The organism is Priestia sp. VA7 (assembly GCF_055710015.1).
The window spans coordinates 579,518-603,885 of the sequence record NZ_JBVQPN010000003.1; the positions used below are offsets into that span (position 1 = coordinate 579,518).

A 24,368-nucleotide genomic window follows, 5' to 3' on the forward strand; every position below is an offset into this window, starting at 1 on the left:
TCTATATGAAATTAGGGAATCAAAAGCTTATATATTTTTCACCAATTATAGTAGTAGCTGTTATTTTTATCTTTATTCTAACCTTAATTCCTTCGGCAAGCTCAGCACCTAAGAATTTGCCAATCGCATTCGTAAATGCTGACGAAGGAATGACAGTTCCAGCAAAGGGTAATGTAAATATAGGAAATCAAATGAAACAAAATATGAAACAGGCAAATACCGAACAGTCTTCGGTTAAATGGATCTTTGTCTCAAATACTAAAGAAGTTGAAAAGGGGTTAAATAATCAACAATACTACGGGGCGCTTATCATTCCAAAAGATTTCACAAAAAAACAGGCGACTCTTCAGACGGCTAAGCCTGATACACCTGCTGTTAAATTATTAGTGAATCAAGGAATGAATACAGCTGCTTCAACCCTAGCAAGTCAGGTGCTAAACGGGGCAGTTGATAAGATGAATGAAAATATGCGCTTGCAGCTAGTGAAAAGATTTGAACAAAACGGAACGCAACTAAGTGCAAACCAAGCATTAGCACTCGCTGCACCGATTCAAAAGACAGTGATAAACGTAAACGAAACAGGGACTCATAGTGTCAACGGAAATGCCCCCGTTTCATTATTTCAGCCGCTGTGGATGGCAAGTATAGCCGGTGCTGCAATGATCTTCCTCAGCATTCAAAAAATCACGTTTTCTTCTCGTAAAGAGAAAATCGTTAACCAAGTAGGACTCGTAATCATCGGGGTTATACTTGCTTTAGCTGCAGGTTTCGGGCTAGCGTGGCTGGCTGAAGTAGTTAGAATAAACGTTCCTTCATTTTTGGATACAGCACTATTCTTAGCTATTGCTTACTTCAGTTTTTTCACCTTGATATCAGCCGTACTTTCATGGCTAGGACTAAAGGGACTTCCGATTTTTGTTATTGTTCTATTTTTTGGCGCACCTTTGCTTTCAATAGCCCCAGAAATTATGCCTGATTTTTATAGAGAGTTGATTTATCCATGGCTGCCAATGAGATTTATGGTAGATGGCGTAAGAGAACTATTTTTCTTTGGAGAACATCTGACATGGAATCCTTCTGTATCTGCTCTAGCTCTTATCTCTTTAATAAGTTTGTGTGCTCTGTTTACTTCTGCTTTACCTGCATCTTCTATAAAAAAAGAGAAGTTTCGCTCAATATAAAAGATACTGTAACTGAATGAAAAGGAGAGATGATGATGAATCCACAAATCCTAATCGTTGGTGCCGGCCCTACTGGCCTCGTTATGGCCTACAATTTAGCCAGACATAACATTCCTTTTCGAATTATTGATAGAAGCGACGGACCTGGGCAAGCCTCCCGGGCAATGGCTATTTTACCGCGAACACTTGAATTTTATCAGCAGTTCGGTTTTGCAGATGAAGTCATAGACAGCGGGATTAAGATGGAAGATGTATACATCCGAGTGAAGAATAAAATAAAAGCAAAAGTTCATCTAGGATCTTTAGGAGAAGGATTAAGTCCTTTTCCTTTTGTTCTTACATTTCCACAGGACGACCACGAGCGGTTTCTGCTTGGAAAATTAAAAAATTTTGGAATCGAAGTAGAATGGAGGACGGAGTTACTATCTCTAGCTGAACACGGAGAAGGGGTAAAAACTTTATTAAAAGCCCAACAAGAGGAAACCGCTTATTTTAAGTATATTTGTGGATGTGACGGAGCACACAGTACCGTTCGCAAGCAAATGAAGATAGAGTTTAAAGGAGAAAAATATAAACAGCATTTTTATGTGATGGATGTTCACGGCTCTGGTGAAGTGATGAAGGATCAAAAAATCAGTATTTCCTTTAGCAATGAAGAATTTTTGATTTGTATGCCGGTTAGAAGTAAAGGAACGTATCGAATGATCGGCATTATTCCTTCAGCTTTTAGAGATCAAAACGATGTAAAAGCTGAAAACATTCACGCTTTTATTCAACGAACATTTGGTGTTCAGATTGAGGGTATAAATTGGTTCTCGACATATCATATCCATCACAGAGTAGCAAATCGTTTCCGACAAGGGCGTATTTTTCTAAGTGGAGATGCAGCCCATATTCATAGTCCTGCAGGCGGACAAGGAATGAACACAGGAATTGGAGATGCAATCAACCTTTCATGGAAATTAGCAGCTGTCCTTCAACACAAAGCGGCACTTTCCATATTAGATACATACGAAGAAGAAAGGTTGCCTTTTGCAGAGCTGCTTGTAAATACAACTGATCGCGCTTTTAAACGAATGGTGGCACGAGATAAAACGAGTCAATTTTTTAGGAAGCATATCTTTCCGCCTGTACTATCCTTTTTATTTCGTTTCCCTTATCCCCGTCACAAAGCATTTACGATTTTATCTCAAATCCGCATTAAGTATCGAAATAGTGACCTAAGCAGCGGGCAAGGGACAAATGTGCAAAGTGGTGATCGATTACCCTATGTAGAAGGGAATTTTGAATCTTTACAGTCTTTAAACTGGCAAATACATGTCTATGGAACAGCAGCAGAGAAGCTAAAAAAAAGCATGCAAGAAAAAGACTTCTCCTTGCACGAGTTTTCTTGGAACCCTTACTTGAAGAAAGCAGGGCTTCAAAAAGATGCTCTGTACGTTATTAGACCGGACGGATACATTGGTTTTATTAGCAGCGAGCAGCGTATAGATCTGCTTCATCAATATTTGAATACGCATAAAATCCTTCCTTTTACAAATGAATATTAGATCTAAAAAAACGCCATCTTATATGGTGTTTTTATTTTTGTTTACAATTTCGAAACAACTTGGAGATGTTTTTGGGAAAGCTGTTTGATAAGATAGACGAATAGAAATATCAAATGAAAGTACGTGATACATTGAATAAAAAGATTTTAGTAGTTGATGATGAAAAAAGTATTGCTACAGCAGTATCCTATGCTTTCAAGCGCGAAGGATATATTGTAGACACCGCATCTGACGGTGAAGAAGCACTTGAAAAAGTAAAAAGCTTTCAACCTGACGTGATGATATTGGATGTGATGATGCCGAAATTAACCGGCTATGAAGTATGCCGAAAACTTGAGAATCGAAGAGGAATGGGGATTATCTTGTTAACAGTTAAAAATGATATCGTCGATAAAGTTCTAGGCTTAGAGTTAGGCGCAGATGATTACATGACCAAGCCTTTTGACGTAAGAGAACTTGTAGCTAGAGCTAAAGCACTTGTTCGGCGAATGGAAAAAAATGAAGCTCCTGAAGCTGTGGGAGAAATCACGGTGGGAAAAGTGAAGGTGAACTTAATTCAGCGCACGTTACATGTTGCCAATGAGTTAGTTAAGCTTACACCAAAGGAGTTTGATCTTATTGCTTTATTACTTGCCAATTTAGAGAGAGTGTACACACGAGAAGATTTACTAGATCTTGTCTGGGGAATGGATTATGCAGGCGGTACACGTACGGTAGATATTCACATGCAGCGCCTTCGAAAAAAAGTAGGAGAAGCAGAGCCTTATTTGCTTCAAACGGTATACGGGGTTGGATATAAAGCGACAGCAGGGATCAATGAATGAAAATCAGCCTAAAAGCTAAGATGGGACTCGTTCTTGCTTTTTTAATTATTTTAACAGTAACTGTACTGAGCGTACTTGTGTTAAAAGGAATTGAGACAAATCAGCGTGATCAGCTAGAAAGTGAACTTATTCAAAAAAGCAAAGCAGCCGAGCAGACGATTCATCAAAGTTATATAACCGGTGACCCGTCTCTGAATACAGATTCTTTTCTTCAGCAAAAAGGACAGCGCCTTGCATCTTCGATTGCATCACAAAGCGGAATGCAAACAGTCCTATATAATCAAAAAGGACAGGAAGCAGGAAGCTCTATTCCCATCGGCCAAAAAGATGTGGATGTTTCTGATACGCTTAGCTATGCTTTGAAAGGAAAAATAGCCTATCAAATCTCGGGTTCTTCCCTTATTTACTTCGCACCTGTGTCAATCGATAATCAATTTATTGGAGCCATTCGTTTTGACCATTCCCTAAAAAATAATCAGCAGTTTATAGCTGATATTAGGCACTTATTTCGTATGGGAGGAATGATTGCAGCAGCAGTAGCTTTTTTAATTGGCTACGCTTATTTTTACCGCATTGCTTCGCTCATCGCTACGCTTCAAAAAACTTCACAGCAGATTCGAAAAGGCCATTATTTAACTGATGTACCGTTCAAACGACGCGATGAACTTGGAGAGCTCAGTCAAGGCTTGTTTTTTATGAGTACGTCGATTGAAAAAAATATCGATCAAATGAATGAAGAAAAAAGAAAGCTTGAGTTTGCTATTTCGAAACTGCAGTCTCTTGAACAGCAGCAAAAGCAGTTTATCGGTAACATCAGCCACGAATTTAAGACGCCTTTAACATCGATCAAAGCTTATGTTGACTTACTTGATATGTATCGAGATGATCCTCAGCTTATGGAAGACGGCGTGCAGAATATTCGTAAAGAGACGAATCGCCTTCATGAAATGGTAGATAAAATCTTAAAGCTTTCAGCGCTTGAAAAATATGATTTCGAGCAGCGGCCAGAGCAAGTTGAATTGAAGCGGCTTCTAGAAGACATATGCGATCGTATGAAAGGAAAAGCAGCTAAATTTGATTTGACTCTTCATACAAATATTAAAGAAGCAGTTGTTTGGGCTGATCGTGAAAGTTTAATACACATTTTTATCAATTTAATTGACAATGCTATTAAATATAATGAACCAGGCGGAAAAGTGGAAGTAACGTCTTACACTTTAGAGAATTCTATTATTGTGGATGTAGCTAACACCGGAATAGGGATTCCACCCGAAGCAGAAGAGAAATTATTTCAACCATTTTTCACCGTAAATAAAGATCGGTCGCGTTTATCCGGAGGTACAGGCCTTGGCTTAGCATTAGCCAAAGATTTAACTGAAAAACAAAAAGGCGTTATCAGGCTGCATCATTCTGACTCTAAATGGACGATTTTTAAAGTGTCGTTTCCTTTGAAAACAGAGAAATGAGTTAGCTAAAAGGAGTGAACCGTTATTGAAACGGTATAGATTAATGATATGTATAGCAAGCACTTTTCTTATTTTAACATCATGCGGACAAAAAGAAAGCCATAGAGAAACCGTTGAAAAACCCGACAAGAAAATTACTATATTGGACCAAGTAGATAAAGATGGAAAAATAGAAGTGAAAGATGTTCAGGATATTAACGGCGTAAGGGCGTTTCAATTTTTAAATGAAAACACAATGATTGTTAGTAAAGAAAATAAACAATTTCGTTCGCACGATTTCGGTCCCAAAGAGGTATATGCACAGAATCTAGCTACTTATAATCTAAAAAACAAGTCTACTTTTGTGTTGCATCCAAGCAATGAAATTCAACATGCGGCGAAGCTTTCTCCGAATGGTGATTATCTTTTTTATAAAGTAGCAAAAGGCGAAGATACATTTGGTTATATAATGAACCTTCAAACAAAAAAAACGGTTAAAATAAAGAATGTTCTTCTCTATCCATCAAGCGGAGAGTGGCTTAATAATTCAGAAGTAATGTTTATTACAATGGAAGGAAAGCTTTCTAAAGCAAATGTAAAAGGAGAAGCAGAACCTCTGTTGCACAGAGACGATCGAATCTTAGATGCAGTTAAAGGAATAGGTGGCATTTATTATATTGGTGTAAACAACCAGCTTTTTTTTCTTCATAACGAACAGACGAACCCTGAAAAAATCCGAGATAATGTGATTTCTATTATCCCGTCTCCAAACGGAAAACAATTAGCACTCGTTCAGCAAAAAGATGCCCAAACGAGAACGTTGTCTATCACAGATTTAAAAGGATCAGAGGCCTTTCAGCTTGCTCTGTCCACTCAAATTTTTGGCGTAAGCTGGTCTCCCGACGGTTCGAAATTAGCCTATAACTTTATTTCTGAAAAAGAGGGAGATAAAGGGATATTCATAGCAGATGGATTAACAGGAGATGTTACACACTTAAACGTAAATTTAGACTATGCCGCTGATCAGCTTGCTTGGAGTCAATCAGGAAATAAACTAGTTGCATCGAGCTTTACGCAAAATCAAGTTCATACGTATATTATCTTTTTGAAATAGACTGCTTAGGCAGTCTATTTCTATTTTTTTCACACCTTACTTTTTTTAGAGTGTTTACAAGTTTGAAACAACTGAATAACAGACAGAAACATTTATATTTTATCCTTTCTTTATAGGCTTTTGTAGCGCATCAAAAGCCGCTTGAAAGGAGTAAGACATCATGAAATACTTTTTATTCATTTGTTCTTTAGCTTTTACGCTGATGATAGCAGGGTGCGGCACAAACAATTCTTCATCAAAGCCTGCTAGAGAATTTACAAAAAATGGACAGGCTCAAGTAGACGAAACAGTGGTAATAGCCAATCCAGAATCGGTTACAGCTTTAGTTAATAAAAAGCATCAGCTTCCTGAATCCTATCAGCCTTCCGATTTAGTCTATGCCGACGTTCCGTTTATCTTCAACGAAAAAATAGAAAAACGAATGCTTAGAAAGCCTGCAGCACAAGCGCTTGAAGAACTTTTCCGAGATGCTGAAAAAGAGGGAATCAGCTTACTTGGTGTATCCGGTTATCGATCTCACGAGCGTCAAAAAGAGCTTTTTGCATTTTACGCAAAGCGAGACGGAGAAGAACAAGCACGCACCTATAGCGCCTACCCTGGAACAAGTGAACACGAAACGGGACTAGCAATCGATGTCACGGGAGGAAGCGGAATGTGTGCTGCCGCAGACTGCTTTGCTGCTACATCAGAGGCTCATTGGCTTTCAAAAAATGCGTATCAATACGGATTCATTATTCGATACCCTGAAGGTGAAGAACAGGTTACCGGCTATAAATACGAACCATGGCACCTTAGGTATGTAGGGAAAAAAGCAGCTGCATCCATTTTTAATCAATATGCAACGTTAGAAACCTATACAAGTAAGAAAAAAGCTTAATCAAAAGTTCTATAACTGGAGAAAGAAGGAAAGAAAAATGAAAAGTCAGGTTTATCACTCTCACATATGATACAAACTGATACTATAACATGCTTGCTATAGAGGAAGGGTATCGATGTATAAAGATATTGCGATTGAACTGATATGTGGATTTTTAGCGCTATTTATTATGCTGAAGCTTTTAGGTAAGACGCAGTTTGCTCAAATCACCCCGTTTGACTTTATTACCACGCTTGTCCTGGGAAATATTGTGGGGGACGCAGCTCTTGAAAAAGGAGTAGAGTTAACTGAAATTCTTTATAGCGTTTTGATTTGGGGGCTTCTGATCTACGCAGTGACAAAGCTATCTCAAACCTTTACAGGATTTAGAGGGATTCTTGAAGGAAAGCCTTCAATGATTATTTATAAAGGGAAAATCCTTTATAAAGAGCTTAAGAAAAACAACTTGGACTTGAATCAGCTTCAGCATCTAATGAGACAGCAAGGGTATTTTTCACTGTATGAAGCAGAATACGTCATTTTAGAAACAAATGGAGAGGTGAGCGTCGCTCCTAAACACGAATTCGGCCCTCCGACGAAAAATGATTTAAATATCCCTTATTCTCAAACCAATTTACCTATTGCCTTAATCATGGATGGAAAAGTAGTGCCTGATAATTTGAAAGAAGCAAACGTAGATGAAAAATGGTTGAAAAAACAGCTTGCAATCAAGAAAATTAAAAAATACAGCGAAGTTTTTTATGCTGAATGGCAGCAAGAGCGAGGACTAGAAATAACAAAATTCTAAAAACCCTTTCCTTAAAAGAAAGGGTTTTTAGCTTTCTTTTAATAGCTTAGCAAAATCTTCAATCGTTGTAGAATACGTGACGTAAAGACGGGGAATAAGATAGTTTTCATTTTTTTGTCCGCTCTCAGTGAAAGATTTTGGAATCGTTGAAAGGCCAAATGTATAATTCTTTTTTGTTTCTTCCACTACGCGGCTATTGACCTTTCCGTAAGGGTAAGCAAGAGCAATAACGGGCTGGCTCGTAATGGCTTCAATTTTTCGTTTTGAATCAGCTAGCTCGTAGGATAAATTTTTCGTCTTAGTTAAATCCGGATGAGTAGCGGTATGAGACTGAATAGAAAAAAATCCTGAATCAACAAATTTTTTTAAATCCGCTGGCGACAAACGGTTGGGACGGCCGATAAAATCTGAAATCACAAAAATTGTAGCCGCTGGATGAAATTGAGGGCTGGCTGCTCTTTGAAAAATGGGCAAGATAGTAAGATTATTTTTATATCCATCGTCAAATGTAATAAATATAGGTTTTTTCACACGCTTTAGTTCCTGCCATTTTTCAAATGTTAGCGGCGTATATCCTTGCTTTTTAAGATAAAGAAGTTGTTTCTCAAAATTTTCAGGCGTCACATACAGTTCTTTTTCCCCGTGGCCTGTGTAGGCATCAATAGAATGGTAAATCAAGACAGGCACTTTCACTTGGCTAAAAGCGGGGGAAGGGAAAATAACAGTTAGCACTAAGATAACAAAAATCGAAATTTTTCTCATAACAATCCTTTCTATTGCACAGTGGTGACGAGACTGTTTTAGTATGTCAAAAGAAAAGGAATGTATAAGCCAAGCTTTCCTTTTTTACAAATATAAGCCTTCTTTTTTAAATATTTTATGCAGAACCAAGTGCTCAGCAGAGTTCACAACTGCAAACTGTTTTTTGGAAAGAGAATGGGGAGAAAAACGCATTAACTTAGTAAAGTCTGACGGCAGCGTAGTAGATGAAACATCCGTAGAGAGTATAGGGGCAGACAAAGGTGTTTTCGAGCCGATGTGAAAACCCCAATCTCCAAAAGAAGGAATAATGGTGTGGTAGCTCAACGTATAAAACTGAGAAGCTTTCATCGTCTTATTAATGCTCCAAAAAACGATAGGTGTGTCTCTAGGAGAATTTGACTGACATACGACCAAGCCGCTGCGCGATAGTGAACGATGGAGAAGTGCGTAAAATTCTTTTGTATAAAGAGCACTTATTTTTTTGTTAGTAGGATCAGGAAAGTCAATAATGATGATGTCATAACACGCTGAATTCAAAGAGAGGTAGTCAACAGCATCTTGAATATGAACGGTGACACGAGAATCTTCAAATGAGCGTTGATTTAACTTCTTTAATTCTTCTACATTCATCGCAGCATTTACAACGTCAGCATCTATTTCCACAAGGTCTATTTCTTTAACTTCTTTATATTTAAGGACTTCTCGTAAAGCTAAACCATCTCCACCGCCTAGAATAAGAATGCGGTGAGGACGTAAGGAAGCTGCAAAGATAGGGTGTACAAGAGCTTCATGGTACGCATGTTCATCTAATGAACTAAATTGCAGCTGTTCATCCAAATACATTCGAATATCAGAGGCTTTGATCAGCTGAATATCTTGAATACGGTTTTTTTGATGAAACAAAATGTCATGCTGGCCTGATAAGAGTTGCTTTAGACTAACGTGATCTGAGTCATCTCCACGATTGAGAAGACGAGTGTTTTCAGCATGCTGACGATTTTTTGTTGGAGTTTCGGCGTATTGAATTCCGCGAGAAATCGAATACACAACAGCTTTTTTTGAAGCTAATTGCTTCAGCAACGCATAACCAATTTCAATTATTTTTTTGTCTCCGCACGTATAAAAATCTAATGAAGCGTAGTTTTCCTCCGGCCACGTATGAATAGACAAGTGAGAGGTAGCTAATACGAGAATGCCTGTAATGCCTTGGGGCGTAAACTGGTGAAAATAACAGTGCAAAACTTCCATCTCTGCATCTAGTGCAGCTTCAACAAGAATTCTCCTTAAGAGTGAGGGGGCGTTTAATATCCCTTCATCGCATTCGAACGCATCCATTAGCAAGTGTTTGCCTTTAATATCCACTACTTCAGCCTCCTTTTTGAGCATTATTTTCACTATCTTATGAAACTTTTTCAAAAAAGAAACGTAAGCACGTTATTTTATGAATATTTTCGGGAAATAACTAGTTACCTTCCCATAGAAAAGAAGCTGGGACAGACGTATTTTCGGTGAAGGAAGATCCGAACGATCAATCGAGATTCTTAACGGAGAATTCAACTCGTTCGGATTTTTTCATTGTGATGGTGAACGTAGATTTACCGTATGTAATAGCTGTTAATTAGAGGGCAAGGCAAAGACTCCTGCGGGAAAAGCGGAACAGGTGAGACCCCGCAGGAGTCTAAGCGAAGAGGAGGCTCATTGGCCGCCCCCTGAAAGCGAAGTCTTGTGCGGAAATTGACAGCACTAGCTTACTTATCCAATTTGTTCGTCTTTACATTGGATTGATTTCGTTATGTCTCAATCTTTCTACTCTTTATCAGTATTAAACCAGCCTTTTCGCTTGAACCATAAAATTAACCCCAGCGTTATCAGTCCCATGAAGCCAAGCACAAAGAAATAGCCATAGTGCCACTTTAGCTCAGGCATATTTTCAAAATTCATTCCGTATACGCCAACGATAAAGGTAAGGGGAATAAAGATAGATGAAATAACAGTCAGTGTCATCATGATTGAATTCATCCGGTTTGAATTAAGAGAAAGATAATTATCGCGCATATCAGACGTCATTTCCCGATTTGATTCAATCATATCGGCTAATTTTAATAAGTGGTCATAGACATCTTTAAAATACCTTTTTTGTTCCGGATGAACATCTAGGCGTTCAGAATTTATAACACGGTACAATAAGTCGCGCATGGGCAAAATGGTTCTTCTGATTTTTAGCAAATCACTTCGAAGTTTGAATACATCTTCCATTAAAACAGAGATGGATTTTTTTGCATCTATGTTTTCTATATCATTCAGCTCATCTTCAATCTGATATACAGTGGGGAAATATTCATCTACCACTTTATCCATCACAGAATACGCAAGATAGCTTATCCCTTTTTCTTGAATCGAAGGTGTATGAAGCAGCTTTTCCCATACTTTATCAATTGCAGCTGACGGGTGAAAATGAAAAGTAACCATATAATTTCCGCCGATAAAAAGGTCAACTTCTTCAGCTTCTAACGTTTGACGATTTAATGAATGAAGGACAAAAAAACTGTATCCTTCATAATAATCGAGTTTTGGGCGCTGCAGAAAATGAAAGCAATCTTCAATCGCTAACGGATGAAAGTGAAAGGATGATTGAAGCAGCAGCGCTTCTTCTTCAGATGGGCAGTTAAAGTCAATCCAATAGTACTGAATAGAGGGATCGTGAATATGACCTAATTGTATATGCTTCACAAGTATGTCATCGTTCGTAAGAGCTAACGTTCGTATCATTTGAAAACTCCTTTGTGTTTTTATAACTATTTTCAATGTAGCATAAAATCATAAACTACACGTATTTAAAAGAATAATTTTCTTTCTTCTCTTTTTATAAAACTAGTAAGGGTGAAAAAGTTGAATTATAATGATAGCAGTAGCTGGTATGGAAAGGGGAATCGTTTTGAATAAAAATGAAGCACTTCGAATGTTTTTTTTAAAACATGCGGATCAACTGACGGAAGAATGGTATGAAAGCATTGAAGACAATGACCCAGAATCAGTTTATGCATCTACTCATCCGGAAGTCATTTCAGTATTAAAAGATCAAAATAATGAATTCCATTTATACATAGCCGATGTATTTATAAAAAGTGAAAAAGAATTTTTTGATTCATTTGAAACGTGGATTTTAAAGATTGCGGAAGACGGAGAGCATGTAAGAACGCCTATTCATTATATTATTCGAGAATTTTTCCGAGTTAGAAAGCAGTATTTAACGTATTTAAATCAATTTATAGAAGAGTACGAGCAAGATATTACGCAAGAAGAACTAGACGAATGGAACGAATTGATTGTACGCGTGTTTGATATCACCGTTTATAAATTTGTAGAAGAGCACCATCAGCACGCAAAGAAGTTGCTTGAAGCACACAAAGAGCTGATCAATGAGCTGAGCTCGCCAGTTATTCCATTAAGCGATCATATTGCGATTCTTCCGCTTGTTGGGGATATCGACACAGCAAGAGCGCGCCGAATTTTAGAAAATACGTTAACTCGCTGCGCTGAACAGCAAGTGAATCACCTTTATATTGATATTTCAGGAGTAGTTATTGTTGATACGATGGTTGCTCATCAGATTTTCCAGCTGATTGATGCATTAAAATTAATAGGTGTAGAATCAACTATCTCTGGGGTACGCCCTGAAATCGCGATTACCGCTTCTCATTTAGGTTTATCGTTTGAAAATATATCAACAAAATCAACCCTTGCTAACGCGATGGCTTCACGTATGAGGAAATAAAGCAAACAAGAATTACTTTTACTTCTTGTTTTTTTTATTCCAATTCATACTTGACATATAGGTTAAAGAGGCATTATGATTTTACTAATTTAATAAATAAAAAGAGTCGTATTACATACGCTACTATAAAAATGCATCTCTATAATTAGCGGACAAGAATTAAACAAACAATATGAAAACGCTTTATATAGAATACGAGAATATTTAGGAGGAAATAGAAATGAACATCTTATGGTTTTTCCCTACAGCAGGCGACGGACATTATCTAGGCACAACCGAAGGAAGCAGAACAAGCGACATTCACTACTTAAAGCAAATCGCACATGGACTGGATTATCTAGGATATGACGGCGCTTTGTTGCCCACTGGTTCAAATTGTGAAGATTCATGGGTGATTGCATCGGCACTTGCTTCCGTTACGAATCGACTGAAGTTTTTAATTGCACTTCGCCCGGGTGTAATGTCTCCAACACTTTCAGCACGGATGGCTTCGACATTTGATCAAATGTCAAACGGCCGACTTATGTTAAATATTGTGACGGGAGGTGATCCCGTGGAGCAAGCAACGTACGGTAACTATTTAAGCCACGATAAACGCTATGAGTTAACAGATGAATTTTTAACGATTTGGCGAGATGTAATGGAAGGAAAAAAAGTGGATTATAAAGGAGAGCATGTTGATGTAACAGGCGCGTACATTCCATCGCCTCCTATCCAAAAACCGTATCCTCCGCTGTACTTTGGCGGGTCTTCTCCAGCAGGAAAAGAAGTAGGAGCAAAGCATGCAGATGTATATTTATTATGGGGAGAACCGCCTGCGGTGATTAAAACAAAAATTGATGAGATGAAAGAAAAAGCTGCAAACGAAGGCAGGGACATTCGCTTTGGTATTCGCCTGCACGTTATTGTAAGAGAATCGGAAGACGAAGCATGGGAATCTGCAGATAAATTAATTAAACATGTTAATGATGATACGATCAAAGCGTTTCAAGATAAGTTTGCCTCATTTGACTCCACTGCCCAAAAAACACAGTCAAGTTTGCACAGCGGCACAAAAGATAGAGGTGCACTGGAGATTGCTCCGAATCTATGGGCGGGAATTGGCTTAGCACGAGAGGGTGCTGGCACTGCTCTTGTTGGAAGTCCTGAAATTGTAGCGGATCGGTTAAAAGAGTACAAAGAGCTAGGAATTGATACATTTATTTTATCAGGCTACCCGCATCTAGAAGAAGCATATACGTTTGCTGAGCTAGTATTCCCACATATCCAAAAAGAACGAAGCAAGAGATAATTCTTGCTTCGTTCTTTTTAAATCGTAAAAAAACAAATATCCCAGTTGACTTATAGGAATTATAGGTGTATTATAAAGATAGTTCATTTAGTCAGAAAATTTGTGATAAAGGGTGAAGAAAATGGAACGTTATGACGTAATTCAAGGTGCAGAATCTTTTTATTATAAAGGCAACGACATTGGTATACTTGTTTCTCATGGATTTATGGGGACTCCTCAAAGTATGGAATATATCGGAAAAGAATTAGCTGAAAAAGGTTTTACTGTGTACGGTTTGCGACTAACGGGACATGGTACTCACTACTATGATATTGAACAAACAACGTACCAGGAATGGAAGCAAGACTTTTTAACTGGGTATCAGCGTTTGAAGCAAGAATGCCGTCATGTATTTATCTTGGGTCAGTCCATGGGAGGCACTCTTACCTTTCATACAGCAAGCCAAGGATTAAACCTTGACGGAGTTATTGCAATCAATCCGGCTATGACGTCCATTCCTTCAATGGAGCCTTATCGCTCTCGTCATACGCCTCGTTATTTAAAAGAAGAGCATCCTGATATTAAAGATCCAAACGTACATGAAATTACGTACGATAAAGTACCCGTGCGCTCTATGCGTGAGCTGCTTTCTTTAATGGACGAAACAAAAGAACGCTTATCTTATGTAACGTGCCCTGCTTTAGTACTAACATCAACAGTTGATAACGTAGTACCGCCTGAGAATTCAGCTTATATCTTAAGCCATATTCAATCAGCAGAAAAAAGACAGCACATGCTTCGAAACTCTTACCATGTTGCGTCGATGGATTTTGATAAAGACACAATTGTTGCACAAACGGCACAGTTTGTACAAGCAACAGTTGCCAAAAAAAAAGTGCATGAGCGAATTTTTTAATTTTTAAATTCGCTCCGTTTCTTTTTTACTTCAAGTAAGATAAAATGAATCTTGAATGAAAACAAAGGAGTGTACATACATGATTCATTTAGAATGGAACGATCGTCCAACAATTAAACAAGTAAAATGCATACATACAGATGCAAAAAAATTCGTGGTTGAAAATGTCTTAACAGCAGGAAAAACATATGATGTGAAAAACGAAACAGAAGAGTTTTATTTTGTTGTTGATAACACTGGCCAAGTCGGCGGCTTTTATAAAGAATACTTTGAAGGCTAAACAAAAAATCATCGTCTCGGCGATGATTTTTTTATTACAATAATTACTTGGAGCTTTTCTTAATGAAAACGAATGAACATACTTTTAAAGAAAAATTCCATATATCTAATCATTTCGAAAAAAAGCTTTATGATAAAAATAGGATGTAAGACCCGAATTCTTCCGTTTCTTGTTCTGATTAAAAGGGTAACTGACTATAAATACCCATGACAACAATTATTTTACAATGTAAAATGAAAGCGACGCTTAACAGAAAAAGGAAAAGAGGAGGTCATACGATGAAAAAGCGTAATACAGCAGCTTTTACATTTTTAGCATGGACAGCTTTTATTACAGCACTATTAGCTATGTTTATAGGAATTTATACCTTAGATGCATCATTACCGGTAAAAGGTTATTATGCCGTTGGAACTTTATACTTAACAATGTCTGCTTTTGTGCTCCAAAAAACCATTCGTGATAACGAAGAAGATACGGCACACGAACGCAAATATGACAAAGCAGAAGAAGAATTGTAGAGCTAAAAAAGAGCATTTTTCTAGCTCCTTGAAAAACATCCCCATTTTTGGGAGATGTTTTTTTATATAAAAAAACAGGGAACTTGTCACTCCGTGTCGTATTAATAAAAGAAGGAGGCGATTGAATTGACACAACTAATGATTAATAACGTAAATTTTCACGTTGATATGTTTGAAGAAAAAATGATTACTGATGCGAATACAGGTGAAGAGTTGAAAAGGCTAAACTTTTCTTTTTCGGTTGTAGGCAAAGCAGCTTATGATAAATATGATGCATTTTTTGAGGATCCTTATTTTGAAGTAACAAATATGGAGACAAAAGAAACGCTAACACTAAAAAACATTTCGCATAGCACATTTTATCAGTCACCTGAAATTACAGATCATACGAATATTGTTTTCAGGGTGAAGCTGCAGCAAGAACCTGTTAAAGCAAAAGAACAAGTGAAAAATGAACAGCCAACAGAGAGCACCGTAAACGAAATGCTTTTATCTAGAATAAAGTTTAAGGCTCTTGTCGAAATACTTGAAGAAAAAGGACTTCTAACAGAGAAGGAATTGTATACTAAAATTGAAGAAGTAGCAGAACGAGATTTTGATATTCTGCGAGATGAATTAAGTCATTCTAAAAAAGAGGTAAAAGCGTAAAAATACCCCACTCTGCAGGGGGATTTTTTATTTATATCCATTAATGTATAACCCTTTTGATAAATCGTTCATATATTACATCATGATGAAAATAAAAAGGGTGAGGATAATGCCGATTGTTATTAATCATGTAGTGATTCCAAACGTTACAGGAGGAGTCGTTACGTTTGGCGATACGTACTATGTTTCTCCAAAAAGTAACAGTAAAACTGCACAAGGTTCAGGGTCTTCAAATACAGGAATTTGTGTAAATACAAATTCAGGACTTTCTAATACAAATACGCTCGATCCCGATGGTTCTGATCAAAACGGATTCGGAAACGGATAAAGAAAGAGATATTTTACTCTTCTTTCTATACGCCTTTTCAGTATTCGTTCTATCCGTATTTTATGCCTTCGTTTGCACGTCCAATTGGATTTGTCGTTTCACCTGATGGAGCGATGGACAACTGGCGGGGCAAAAAACCATCTTGGTGGGGGGAAATCACGCCTTCAGCAGGCGTTTTTCCTCCCATTACCCAGTATTATACGGGCAGTTTAGTTCCTTATAGTTTAAGGAGCTATTATTAATATAAAAGAGAAGTTCAGATTAAGCCACATTGTTAGCGTCTATTTCCTGAAAATAGGCGTTTTTTCCGTTTTACTTGATTCAAAGTTATTTTTGCTGAATAATAAGGAAAAGAGAAATTTTAGAAGTAAGCTGTAAGTAAGGAGATGTTCTATCATGACAGATAAATGGAGAGTTCATAAAATAAAAAGCGATTGTGAACCTTGGCTATTTTTAGAAGGCTGGGAAAAAGATATTATTGAAACTATTGAATTTGAAAAAAAAGAAGAAGCGCTTCGCTACTATGCGATGATGATTTATGAATTTCATCAAAAATATGCAAGCGTGCGTAGCGATGAACTAGCGCTTTTTAGCTTTTGGAACGAAGGCGAAAAGGAATTTTGTGAAGCGTGTGATGATGACCTTCAAATCTTCCACGGTGTTTTATTCGCTAAAAACGACGAAGTCTATCCCTTAGAAGAAGATGAAGAAGGATTAAAAATACTTCGTACTAAATAAAAACGTCCAGCTGGGCGTTTTTTTTATATAAAATTTTTATATAAAAAATGAACGATTTCAATCGCTAAAGCGTCATATAGGTGATGAAACAAAAAGGAGGGGTGACCGCTTTGGAAGAAGATGATTTCATCCTTGTCCAAAAAGCATTACAAGGTGATGATGATGCCTTTTCATTATTATTTCAGCGCTATCATTCATTTTTATATAAATACCTTTTAAAGCTGACATTAGATGAGGACTTATGCAGTGAATTGTGTCAGGAAGCAATGATGAAGTGTTACGTGAATCTTTCTTCATACAAAAATGAAGCAAAGTTTTCGACTTGGATGATATCCATTGCTTCAAGACTGTACATGGATTATTTGCGTAAGCAAAAACGGGAAAAAAGCAGTCTCCAGCGAATAAAGCAGTCTTTATCGCACCAGCTTCAGTGGAAAGCTAAATACAAAGGAGTGGAATGGAGCGAGATGTTTTCCGATTTTAACGAACTCGATTCGCGCTTTCGAATTCCTGTCTTGCTTCGACATTATTACGGATATACATACGATGAGATTGCCCATATGCTGAATATGCGAGCAGGAACCGTCAAATCAAGAGTAAATAAAGGAGTAAACATACTGAGAAAGGAGTGGAAAGAATGAGAGAAGAAAATAACAATCAGTCCTTACATTCTTTAAAAAAAGATTGGGAGCAGCTAGAGAGTTTAGCAAGTCATGAACGTATTTCTCTTCATGCAATTCAAGAACAGCTTCTCATTCAAAAACAAAAGCAGAAAAAAGCTTTCCGGAAAGAGTTATGTTTATTTACATTAACAGCACTTGTTATTTTAACGGTAATGGCAACTGCTATTTTACAAATACCTGCCTTATTTATCGCCATTGAAGTAATTGGGATCATTGTTGCTCCTATTTCTTTTATCGTCTTTCACTATAAACGAAAAAAGGAGATGTTTTTATAATGAATGAAAAATGGATTCTTGTGCTGTTTATTTCACCATTTCTCCTTCTTCAAAGCTTTCTACTTTTTATCAATGCAAAAAAACGCGGCGCTCATCCATGGTTTTGGGGAATATGGGGACTGATTCAAATTCCAATGCCAACGCTGTTTTATTGGTTTTTTATTATTTGGCTGCCAGCACGAAGAAAAAGGGGGATGTAAATGAAGGACATTAACTGGTTGTTAATTGCTCCAATTCTATTCTTACAATTGCTTTTAATGATTCCAGCATTGATAAGCTGCATAAAGCAAGAAGAGACAAACGGGCCAAAATGGTTATGGGGACTCATCATTTTATGTGTAAGTACAGTTGGCCCCGTTTTATATTTTGTTTTAGGACGTAAAAAACAGTGAGGTGGAGCTAAGATGTTTATGCAAGTAGAAAGACTGACAAAAGCGTATCGTAATATAACTGTTGTGAATAACCTTTCATTTAATCTCGACAAAGGAAAATGTGCAGCGTTGTTAGGCCCTAATGGTGCAGGTAAGACGACTACTTTGCATATGATAGCAGGTCTTACTGCACCTAATAAAGGGAAAATTTCTTTTGAAGATAAACAGCATCAAGACGTACGATCATTTATTGGCTTTCTGCCACAGCATCCTACGTTTTTAAATTGGATGACGCCTCAGCAGTATTTAACTTTTTTAGGTCTTTTATCTAACATTTCAAAAAATGTGCTTTCCCACCGAATAGATGAAGTACTTGAAACTGTAGGTTTAAAAGGAAAGGAAAAGCAGAAAATTGCTGGCTTTTCTGGAGGAATGAAACAACGTTTGGGCTTGGCGCAAGCCTTGTTACATAAACCTGAACTGCTAATTCTAGATGAACCGGTTTCGGCTTTGGATCCTGAAGGCAGAAAAGATGTCCTAATGATTATCGAAACATTAAAAAAAGATACGACCATCCTTTTTTCAACTCACATTTTGCATGATGCAGAACAAATATGCGATAACATTATTATGATTAAAAACGGACGTATGAAATGGAATGGAACAAAGAGTTCGCTGCGCCAAGAGTTTACGACTCCTGCTTTTACGATTGAAACAGAAGAAAGGCTCCCTGGATCACTTAGCAGTCTGCCAAGTGAACAGGTGCTGTTTCATTCTCCTTATAAAGCCACTGTAGGTGTAAAAGATACATCTCAGCAGCAGCAACTGCTTCAACTGCTTGTTGATCAACAAGCAAACCTTGTTTTATTTGAACGAAAACAGCATTCTCTCGAAGATATGTATCTAGAGGTGATGAACAAATGAACACATTTGGAGTCTTATTTAAAAAGGAACTGCATGAATTATTTGCGAACGGCAAAGGAATTTGGCTGCCAATCTCTTTAATTTTACTAGGCATCACACAGCCTTTAACGAATTATTATATGCCACAAATCATTAACATGGCAGGGAATTTACCAAAAGGAGCAATTATTCAACTTCCTACGCCCACCGGTCAAGAAGTAATGCAAGGTGTCCTTTCACAATATAGCACAATAGGAACTTTACTGATTGTACTAGCAAGCATGAATATAATTTCAAATGAACGACAAAATCATGCTGCTATACTTGTTATGATGAGACCGGTGAGCGTCATTCAATACATTATGAGTAAATGGGCTGCGCAAATCGTACTGGTCATTGGCTCAACGTTTATAAGCTATATAGCAGCATGGTATTATACAAATCTTTTATTTTCATATGTGGATTGGACTCATATGCTAGTTAGCTTTCTTTTATACAGCCTGTGGCTGATTTTTATCTTGTCCGTTTTAGTGGCAGCAGGAACATTTCTTTTACAAAGCGGAGGAATTGCTGGAGTAAGTATTTTGATCATTGCGTTACTTTCATTTTTGAGTACTTTGTTTACGAATCAATTAAAGTGGAGTCCTGCAGCGCTGTCACAATACGCCGCTCGTCTGCTTGAACAATTGCATTGGTCACAAAGTGTCACCTATACCGTAGTTGTTACGTTAATGAGCAGTTTTTTTCTTTTAATCGCTGCTGTTCATAGATACAAAAAAGTGGAATATGTATAAAAAGACTTCTTTAACGAAGTCTTTTTTCTAAGGGATTAATTTGCAAATCCATGCAATATAAAGAGCAGCAGGTACTAAGAGAATTTGGGCACATACTGTCCCGAACAAACGAGAGATGACGAGTGTACCAACCATTTTATTCATAGATTGCTTAGTAGATTCACCTTTCATTACCTTTTCAGTTAAAATGGCTACTTGCGGATCTACAAACACAGCAAGGGTAATCATCGCTAGTCCGTTAATAAGACCAGAAGACATCAAAATTGATTTAGAAAGAGTAGGCTCGAGCGTAGAAGCATAAAGAGTGGAAAGAACACCTACTGTATAAATGGTCGTAGCCATTAAATTTAAAAGAAGCAACCGCTTGGGCACTCCGCCTATTCGCAGCTGAGACAGCATAATCCACCTAGGACGCTTCACGTGTTTTTTTGCTTTTTCCAGCGTATGTATGGAAGTAATGTTTTTCATCATTTTGGGTACAGATCCCGCTACTTCTAAATGTGAAATCATTCGGGAGAAAATTGATACAAAGCTAGGAATTAAAAGAGCACCTGCGATTGTACCAATAGAAGCCGCGAGCAAGATAGTTTGAAGCTGATGAAGCAGAACGGGCAAATCTTCTTTAGACTGAACTGCATCTCCTAATTTACCGGTCAGCGGAGCTTGCACCATATTAGCTGTTCTTGACACAATGACAATAATATTAAAAAGAGATAAAGCCACGACTAGTTTTCCAGTTTTTAAGCCCGCAAGTCTCACAGAGTAGGCTAGTGTTTCAATCATATGAATAATTCCTACAAACACACAAATAATCAGTAATTTTTCCATCATAATAAGCAAGTTCCTTTCTTTGGTATACGCACTTCCTTATTATGTATAAATTTGGTTCATTTGTAAATAAAAAGCCGCTTGCTACCAAAAGTAGCAAGCGGCTTTTTATTATCGATGCTGGTTAATATCACGCAGTATATCTTTGCTAGCCTGATAATCTTTTTCTCGTTCTTTTTCCACCTGTAGACGTTTGTCTAGTTTACGGCTATATTCAGCATACCCCACGCCGTGAGAAAGCTGCATGGCCTTTTCCATTTCTGACGTGTACGTTAGGTGAAGTGCGATAATGAATCAATCCTTTCAGCATTTTTCACTTGTGGCACATGTATTGCTGCTCAAGTGTTTGGATGTTTATGATTCTTAAAGTCTTTCTAGAAATCTTTTTCCCTGTCGCTCTGGATCTAAACATCAAATGATTAAAATTTCATAACATTCCAGGTAAAAGCCTTTTTTTCTTGCGTAGTATCCCATATAATAGCAAGAACAACGTTTTTAAAGGAGTTATATATGAACAATACAAAACGAGTATGGTTTGATTTACTTTTTTATATCGCTATTCCTTACCTAATATGGAACCAAGGAAAAGACATTATTGGTGATTACTATGCCATTTTGCTTTCAACAGCACCAGCATTTGTGTATACCATTTATACATTTATTAAAGATCGCCAGTTTAACGTAACAGGATTGTTTATTGTCATTACGCTGCTGGCACGTACTATTATTGATTTAATTTCAGGGAACGCAGCAACGATGTTAAACAATCAAGTATACTTTATGATTGGACTGGCTGTAGTTGTCCTTTTTACCATTGTGATAAAAAAGCCAATTGGTTTGTACTTTTTTGTAGATACGGCTTACTTAATGGGCTATAAGCGAGAAGACTCTCTAAAACTCTTCCACCAGCCTGATTTATTCAAAATGATGAACTGGCTTACAGTACTGTTCGCAGGTCGCTATGTATTTTTAGCAATTGTAAAATACGTATTGATTCAAAAGTACGGAGTAGAAGGGTACGGGAACATGATTGTATTCCGTCAGGCTGTTACGTGGGCATTCTCCATTTTAATTGCCGTCTACACGTATTTTATCTATAAAAAAATTCAAGATAAAACAGGGATGGATAATCCAATGAATCCAAATGTAAATGAATGAAAAAGAAGCGTGCGTTTAACTAACGTACGCTTCTTTGTTACAAAACAGTGAACAGTGCACGAAACGCTAACATCTCATTTAAAATTAATAGTAAAATAACGCTATTAAGAACGGGATGAAAGTAGGTCAAGAAATGAAACTGTTATTAGCATGTCAAAAGCAACCTTATCGGATTTTAGAAATGATTATGGTGTTTTTTACCTTAATTTTTGTCGTACTGTCGTTCTTCGATTACCGTCAGCTGTTTTTTCTTGTGTTTACACTTGGAATTGTATTTGCTATTCGAGCGTTTGAAATGCAAGAAGGAGAGAAGAAGACTCAAGGAAACGTCTGGCTGCTTTTTGGTGTTGTAATGATTTTGCTAGATATTGTTTTATTTGTTGTATATGCCATTAATCGATCGTAAATGAAGAAAAAAAGCTTCCGCGCAGAGGGATACCTCTAGATACGGAAGCTTTTTTGATTAAGGAATCATCCATGATAATACATTAGATTGTAAAAATGTTAGTACGCAGACAATCAGCAGTAAAAATAAACTGTGTTTCACCGTAAAACGAAGCAAATCGGACTCTTTTCCAGCCAACCCAACCGCAGCACAGGCAACGGCGATGGACTGGGGGGAAATCATTTTCCCGGTTACTCCCCCTGAAGAATTTGCTGCAAGAGCAAGAAGCGGGTCCATTCCAATAGACGTGGCCGTAATTTTTTGTAAGTTGCCGAACAATAGGTTGGCCGATGTATCTGATCCTGTAATAAAAACACCGAGCCAGCCGAGTACAGGAGAGAAAAAGGGAAATAACGCGCCTGTTTTAGCTAGCAGTAGTCCTAAGGTTGTACTCATTCCAGAAGCATTTGTCACGTAAGCAAATGCCACAACGGACATAATGGTAAGCAGCGGCAACGCTAATTCTTTGCACGTCTCGTTAAACGTAATGAACCAGTCTTTCCAAGAGATGTTGACGATAAATTTTGTGACAACAGCAGACAACAGGATAGCTGTGCCGGCAGCGCCTAGTAATTCTAACTTATACACTGCCGCAATCGGTTCTCCATTTCCATTTAAAATTAAATTATTTAACCAAGGTACTTCTGGCATAAACGTTAAATAATGTCCGATGGAATTGATAGCGCTCAAAAAAGCGTTAGCTCCTTCATAATGTCCTGTCAAAGCGGTTTTAATTTGAGGAATTCCCCATATAGAAATAAAGATCGTTAAAATTAAAAAAGGTGACCACGCCTTTGCAATTTGAGCCCCCGTGAATGTAGGTTGATCTTGAGTTTCTCTTGGCTCAGCCGAAGCGGAAGCTACTTCATGTGCTGCTTTTTCAGATTGAAAGCGAAACGTTGTTTTCGGTTTCCAGAATTTTAAGAAAATAGCAAGCGCAAAAAGTGAAACGAGTGCCGATAAAATATCGGGAAGTTCCGGTCCTAAAAAGTTAGAGCTGACAAACTGGGTAAGGGCAAAAGAGATGCCAGATACTAAAATAGCAGGGAGTACTTCTACTGTTTTCTTAAATCCTGCCATTATAAAAACCAAATACAGCGGAATAAATACAGAAATAAAAGGAAGCTGGCGGCCTACCATTTTAGAGATTTCCATTGCCGCTACTCCAGTAGGACCTTCCATAGCCGTGATAGGAATACCAATTGCACCAAAAGCAACGGGTGCTGTGTTTGCTAATAAACATAAGCCAGCAGCATACAGTGGATTAAATCCTAAACCTACCAGCAGAGCTGCTGAAATAGCAACAGGTGCGCCGAAACCAGCGGCCCCTTCAAGAAAAGCCCCAAACGAAAAAGCAATCAACAAAGCTTGAAGTCTGCGATCTTCTGTAATAGATACGACAGAGGTACGAATAATATCAAACTGACCGGTTTTTACGGTTAGTTTGTAAAGAAAAACGGACGTAATGATAATCCATCCAATCGGCAGTATACCGTATACAGCTCCTTGACTAGCCGACATAAAAGCCATGCTAGCCGGCATTTTGTAGGCAAGTATTGCAACAGCAAGTGCGACCAGTAAAGTTGTAACCCCAGCCATATAACCTTTCATTCGTTTAATAGCCAGAGCCCAAAAGAAGTAAAGAATAGGAATCAAAGCGATTAATGAAGACCAAATGACGCTGTTTCCTACAGGAGTGAACTGCTGTGTCCATGTCATAACTAACACCTCATTTTCAAATTAGTGAACTACAAATTTAGTAAAACAAAACAATCAAAACTACGATGATAAGGTCATCTGATGACTTATGTAAAAATGAATTCGCTTACATTATATTCTAATCCTTTTAGGATAGGCAAGTGCCAAAAGAAACTTTTTTCAAAAGAAGGGACATTTTT

At 37.6% G+C, this 24,368-nt stretch carries 30 protein-coding genes; 23 read left to right on the plus strand and 7 right to left on the minus strand.

The features are described from left to right. Positions 1-5 precede the first annotated feature (5 nt). The 7 genes from AC0C45_RS15740 (at position 6) to AC0C45_RS15770 (ending at position 7,778) form a co-directional block, all read left to right on the plus strand. A complete protein-coding gene (locus AC0C45_RS15740) occupies positions 6-1,181 on the plus strand; it encodes a YhgE/Pip domain-containing protein (RefSeq protein WP_415762046.1) in 1,176 nt (391 codons plus the stop codon). A 35-nt stretch (positions 1,182-1,216) separates the two neighbouring features. Beyond that, positions 1,217-2,731, plus strand: a complete 1,515-nt coding sequence (locus AC0C45_RS15745) for an FAD-dependent monooxygenase (protein WP_230586539.1) — start codon at positions 1,217-1,219, stop codon at positions 2,729-2,731. 131 nt (positions 2,732-2,862) lie between these two features. After that, a complete protein-coding gene (locus AC0C45_RS15750) occupies positions 2,863-3,555 on the plus strand; it encodes a response regulator transcription factor (RefSeq protein WP_043981650.1) in 693 nt (230 codons plus the stop codon). Next, entirely contained in the window at positions 3,552-5,021 is a 1,470-nt protein-coding gene (locus tag AC0C45_RS15755; protein WP_047932403.1) for a sensor histidine kinase, read from the plus strand. The genes AC0C45_RS15750 and AC0C45_RS15755 overlap by 4 nt, the downstream gene beginning before the upstream one ends. Positions 5,022-5,046: 25 nt before the next feature. Further along, entirely contained in the window at positions 5,047-6,114 is a 1,068-nt protein-coding gene (locus AC0C45_RS15760) for a TolB family protein (protein ID WP_095379382.1), read from the plus strand. A 160-nt stretch (positions 6,115-6,274) separates the two neighbouring features. Beyond that, entirely contained in the window at positions 6,275-6,991 is a 717-nt protein-coding gene (locus AC0C45_RS15765; RefSeq protein WP_047932401.1) for a M15 family metallopeptidase, read from the plus strand. A gap of 115 nt (positions 6,992-7,106) precedes the next feature. After that, on the plus strand, positions 7,107-7,778 hold the full coding sequence (locus AC0C45_RS15770) for a DUF421 domain-containing protein (protein WP_047932399.1): 672 nt from the start codon (positions 7,107-7,109) through the stop codon (positions 7,776-7,778). Between the two features lie 27 nt (positions 7,779-7,805). On the opposite strand, the gene AC0C45_RS15775 is transcribed toward AC0C45_RS15770, so the two are convergent. From AC0C45_RS15775 to corA, 3 genes are all read right to left on the minus strand, one after another. Further along, a complete protein-coding gene (locus AC0C45_RS15775; protein ID WP_053215320.1) occupies positions 7,806-8,540 on the minus strand; it encodes a polysaccharide deacetylase family protein in 735 nt (244 codons plus the stop codon). 84 nt (positions 8,541-8,624) lie between these two features. Continuing rightward, entirely contained in the window at positions 8,625-9,902 is a 1,278-nt protein-coding gene (locus AC0C45_RS15780; protein ID WP_472928253.1) for a polyamine aminopropyltransferase, read from the minus strand. Positions 9,903-10,346: 444 nt separating this feature from the next. Next, on the minus strand, positions 10,347-11,309 hold the full coding sequence (corA, locus tag AC0C45_RS15785) for a magnesium/cobalt transporter CorA (protein WP_257062186.1): 963 nt from the start codon (positions 11,307-11,309) through the stop codon (positions 10,347-10,349). Between the two features lie 130 nt (positions 11,310-11,439). Here corA and AC0C45_RS15790 point away from each other — a divergent pair, with 130 nt between their 5' ends. The 7 genes from AC0C45_RS15790 (at position 11,440) to AC0C45_RS15820 (ending at position 16,275) form a co-directional block, all read left to right on the plus strand. After that, complete coding sequence (locus tag AC0C45_RS15790; protein WP_372588392.1) at positions 11,440-12,315, plus strand: STAS domain-containing protein; 876 nt, start codon at positions 11,440-11,442, stop codon at positions 12,313-12,315. A 220-nt stretch (positions 12,316-12,535) separates the two neighbouring features. Continuing rightward, the gene (ssuD, locus tag AC0C45_RS15795) at positions 12,536-13,606 is read left to right on the plus strand and encodes an FMNH2-dependent alkanesulfonate monooxygenase (RefSeq protein ID WP_047932396.1); all 1,071 of its coding nucleotides are present in this window, start codon (positions 12,536-12,538) and stop codon (positions 13,604-13,606) included. Positions 13,607-13,727: 121 nt separating this feature from the next. Next, complete coding sequence (locus AC0C45_RS15800) at positions 13,728-14,501, plus strand: alpha/beta hydrolase (RefSeq protein ID WP_047932395.1); 774 nt, start codon at positions 13,728-13,730, stop codon at positions 14,499-14,501. A gap of 79 nt (positions 14,502-14,580) precedes the next feature. Then, on the plus strand, positions 14,581-14,781 hold the full coding sequence (locus AC0C45_RS15805) for a DUF6501 family protein (RefSeq protein WP_013057578.1): 201 nt from the start codon (positions 14,581-14,583) through the stop codon (positions 14,779-14,781). Positions 14,782-15,059: 278 nt separating this feature from the next. Continuing rightward, complete coding sequence (locus AC0C45_RS15810; protein ID WP_013057577.1) at positions 15,060-15,299, plus strand: YiaA/YiaB family inner membrane protein; 240 nt, start codon at positions 15,060-15,062, stop codon at positions 15,297-15,299. A gap of 126 nt (positions 15,300-15,425) precedes the next feature. Beyond that, complete coding sequence (locus tag AC0C45_RS15815; protein WP_047932394.1) at positions 15,426-15,947, plus strand: hypothetical protein; 522 nt, start codon at positions 15,426-15,428, stop codon at positions 15,945-15,947. Positions 15,948-16,056: 109 nt separating this feature from the next. Beyond that, positions 16,057-16,275 carry a spore germination protein gene (locus AC0C45_RS15820; RefSeq protein ID WP_013083687.1) on the plus strand — a complete coding sequence of 73 codons (219 nt, stop codon included), beginning with the start codon at positions 16,057-16,059 and terminating at the stop codon, positions 16,273-16,275. A gap of 49 nt (positions 16,276-16,324) precedes the next feature. Here AC0C45_RS15820 and AC0C45_RS15825 read toward each other — a convergent pair whose 3' ends face one another. Continuing rightward, the gene (locus tag AC0C45_RS15825; protein ID WP_160309924.1) at positions 16,325-16,462 is read right to left on the minus strand and encodes a hypothetical protein; all 138 of its coding nucleotides are present in this window, start codon (positions 16,460-16,462) and stop codon (positions 16,325-16,327) included. 209 nt (positions 16,463-16,671) lie between these two features. On the opposite strand from AC0C45_RS15825, the gene AC0C45_RS15830 reads away from it, so the two are divergent. The 7 genes from AC0C45_RS15830 (at position 16,672) to AC0C45_RS15860 (ending at position 20,039) form a co-directional block, all read left to right on the plus strand. Next, positions 16,672-17,013 (plus strand): DUF1033 family protein, encoded by a 342-nt coding sequence (locus tag AC0C45_RS15830; RefSeq protein ID WP_013083686.1) that lies wholly within the window; start codon positions 16,672-16,674, stop codon positions 17,011-17,013. Between the two features lie 83 nt (positions 17,014-17,096). Then, positions 17,097-17,654 carry an RNA polymerase sigma factor SigY gene (sigY, locus tag AC0C45_RS15835; protein ID WP_247645707.1) on the plus strand — a complete coding sequence of 186 codons (558 nt, stop codon included), beginning with the start codon at positions 17,097-17,099 and terminating at the stop codon, positions 17,652-17,654. Beyond that, positions 17,651-17,971 (plus strand): YxlC family protein, encoded by a 321-nt coding sequence (locus tag AC0C45_RS15840; RefSeq protein ID WP_016764613.1) that lies wholly within the window; start codon positions 17,651-17,653, stop codon positions 17,969-17,971. Before sigY ends, AC0C45_RS15840 begins: the two co-directional genes overlap by 4 nt. After that, positions 17,971-18,171, plus strand: a complete 201-nt coding sequence (locus AC0C45_RS15845) for a hypothetical protein (protein ID WP_013057570.1) — start codon at positions 17,971-17,973, stop codon at positions 18,169-18,171. The genes AC0C45_RS15840 and AC0C45_RS15845 overlap by 1 nt, the downstream gene beginning before the upstream one ends. Then, positions 18,172-18,363, plus strand: a complete 192-nt coding sequence (locus AC0C45_RS15850) for a PLD nuclease N-terminal domain-containing protein (protein WP_013057569.1) — start codon at positions 18,172-18,174, stop codon at positions 18,361-18,363. It abuts the gene before it with no gap. Between the two features lie 12 nt (positions 18,364-18,375). Next, positions 18,376-19,266 carry an ABC transporter ATP-binding protein gene (locus tag AC0C45_RS15855; protein ID WP_472928254.1) on the plus strand — a complete coding sequence of 297 codons (891 nt, stop codon included), beginning with the start codon at positions 18,376-18,378 and terminating at the stop codon, positions 19,264-19,266. Continuing rightward, positions 19,263-20,039, plus strand: a complete 777-nt coding sequence (locus AC0C45_RS15860; RefSeq protein ID WP_095379392.1) for an ABC transporter permease — start codon at positions 19,263-19,265, stop codon at positions 20,037-20,039. The genes AC0C45_RS15855 and AC0C45_RS15860 overlap by 4 nt, the downstream gene beginning before the upstream one ends. 27 nt (positions 20,040-20,066) lie before the next feature. On the opposite strand, the gene AC0C45_RS15865 is transcribed toward AC0C45_RS15860, so the two are convergent. Next, positions 20,067-20,870 carry a lipid II flippase Amj family protein gene (locus AC0C45_RS15865; RefSeq protein WP_237892465.1) on the minus strand — a complete coding sequence of 268 codons (804 nt, stop codon included), beginning with the start codon at positions 20,868-20,870 and terminating at the stop codon, positions 20,067-20,069. A gap of 108 nt (positions 20,871-20,978) precedes the next feature. Next, a complete protein-coding gene (locus AC0C45_RS15870; RefSeq protein WP_014459567.1) occupies positions 20,979-21,125 on the minus strand; it encodes a YuzK family famiily protein in 147 nt (48 codons plus the stop codon). Positions 21,126-21,377: 252 nt separating this feature from the next. Between AC0C45_RS15870 and AC0C45_RS15875 the strand changes: the two genes are divergently transcribed. Both AC0C45_RS15875 and AC0C45_RS15880 read left to right on the plus strand, forming a co-directional pair. Then, entirely contained in the window at positions 21,378-22,025 is a 648-nt protein-coding gene (locus AC0C45_RS15875; protein ID WP_013057564.1) for a VC0807 family protein, read from the plus strand. Positions 22,026-22,158: 133 nt separating this feature from the next. Next, positions 22,159-22,431, plus strand: a complete 273-nt coding sequence (locus AC0C45_RS15880; RefSeq protein ID WP_016764608.1) for a hypothetical protein — start codon at positions 22,159-22,161, stop codon at positions 22,429-22,431. 57 nt (positions 22,432-22,488) lie between these two features. Here the strand turns inward: AC0C45_RS15880 and AC0C45_RS15885 are convergent, their stop codons facing one another. Further along, on the minus strand, positions 22,489-24,189 hold the full coding sequence (locus AC0C45_RS15885) for an L-lactate permease (protein WP_016764607.1): 1,701 nt from the start codon (positions 24,187-24,189) through the stop codon (positions 22,489-22,491). Positions 24,190-24,368 lie beyond the last annotated feature (179 nt).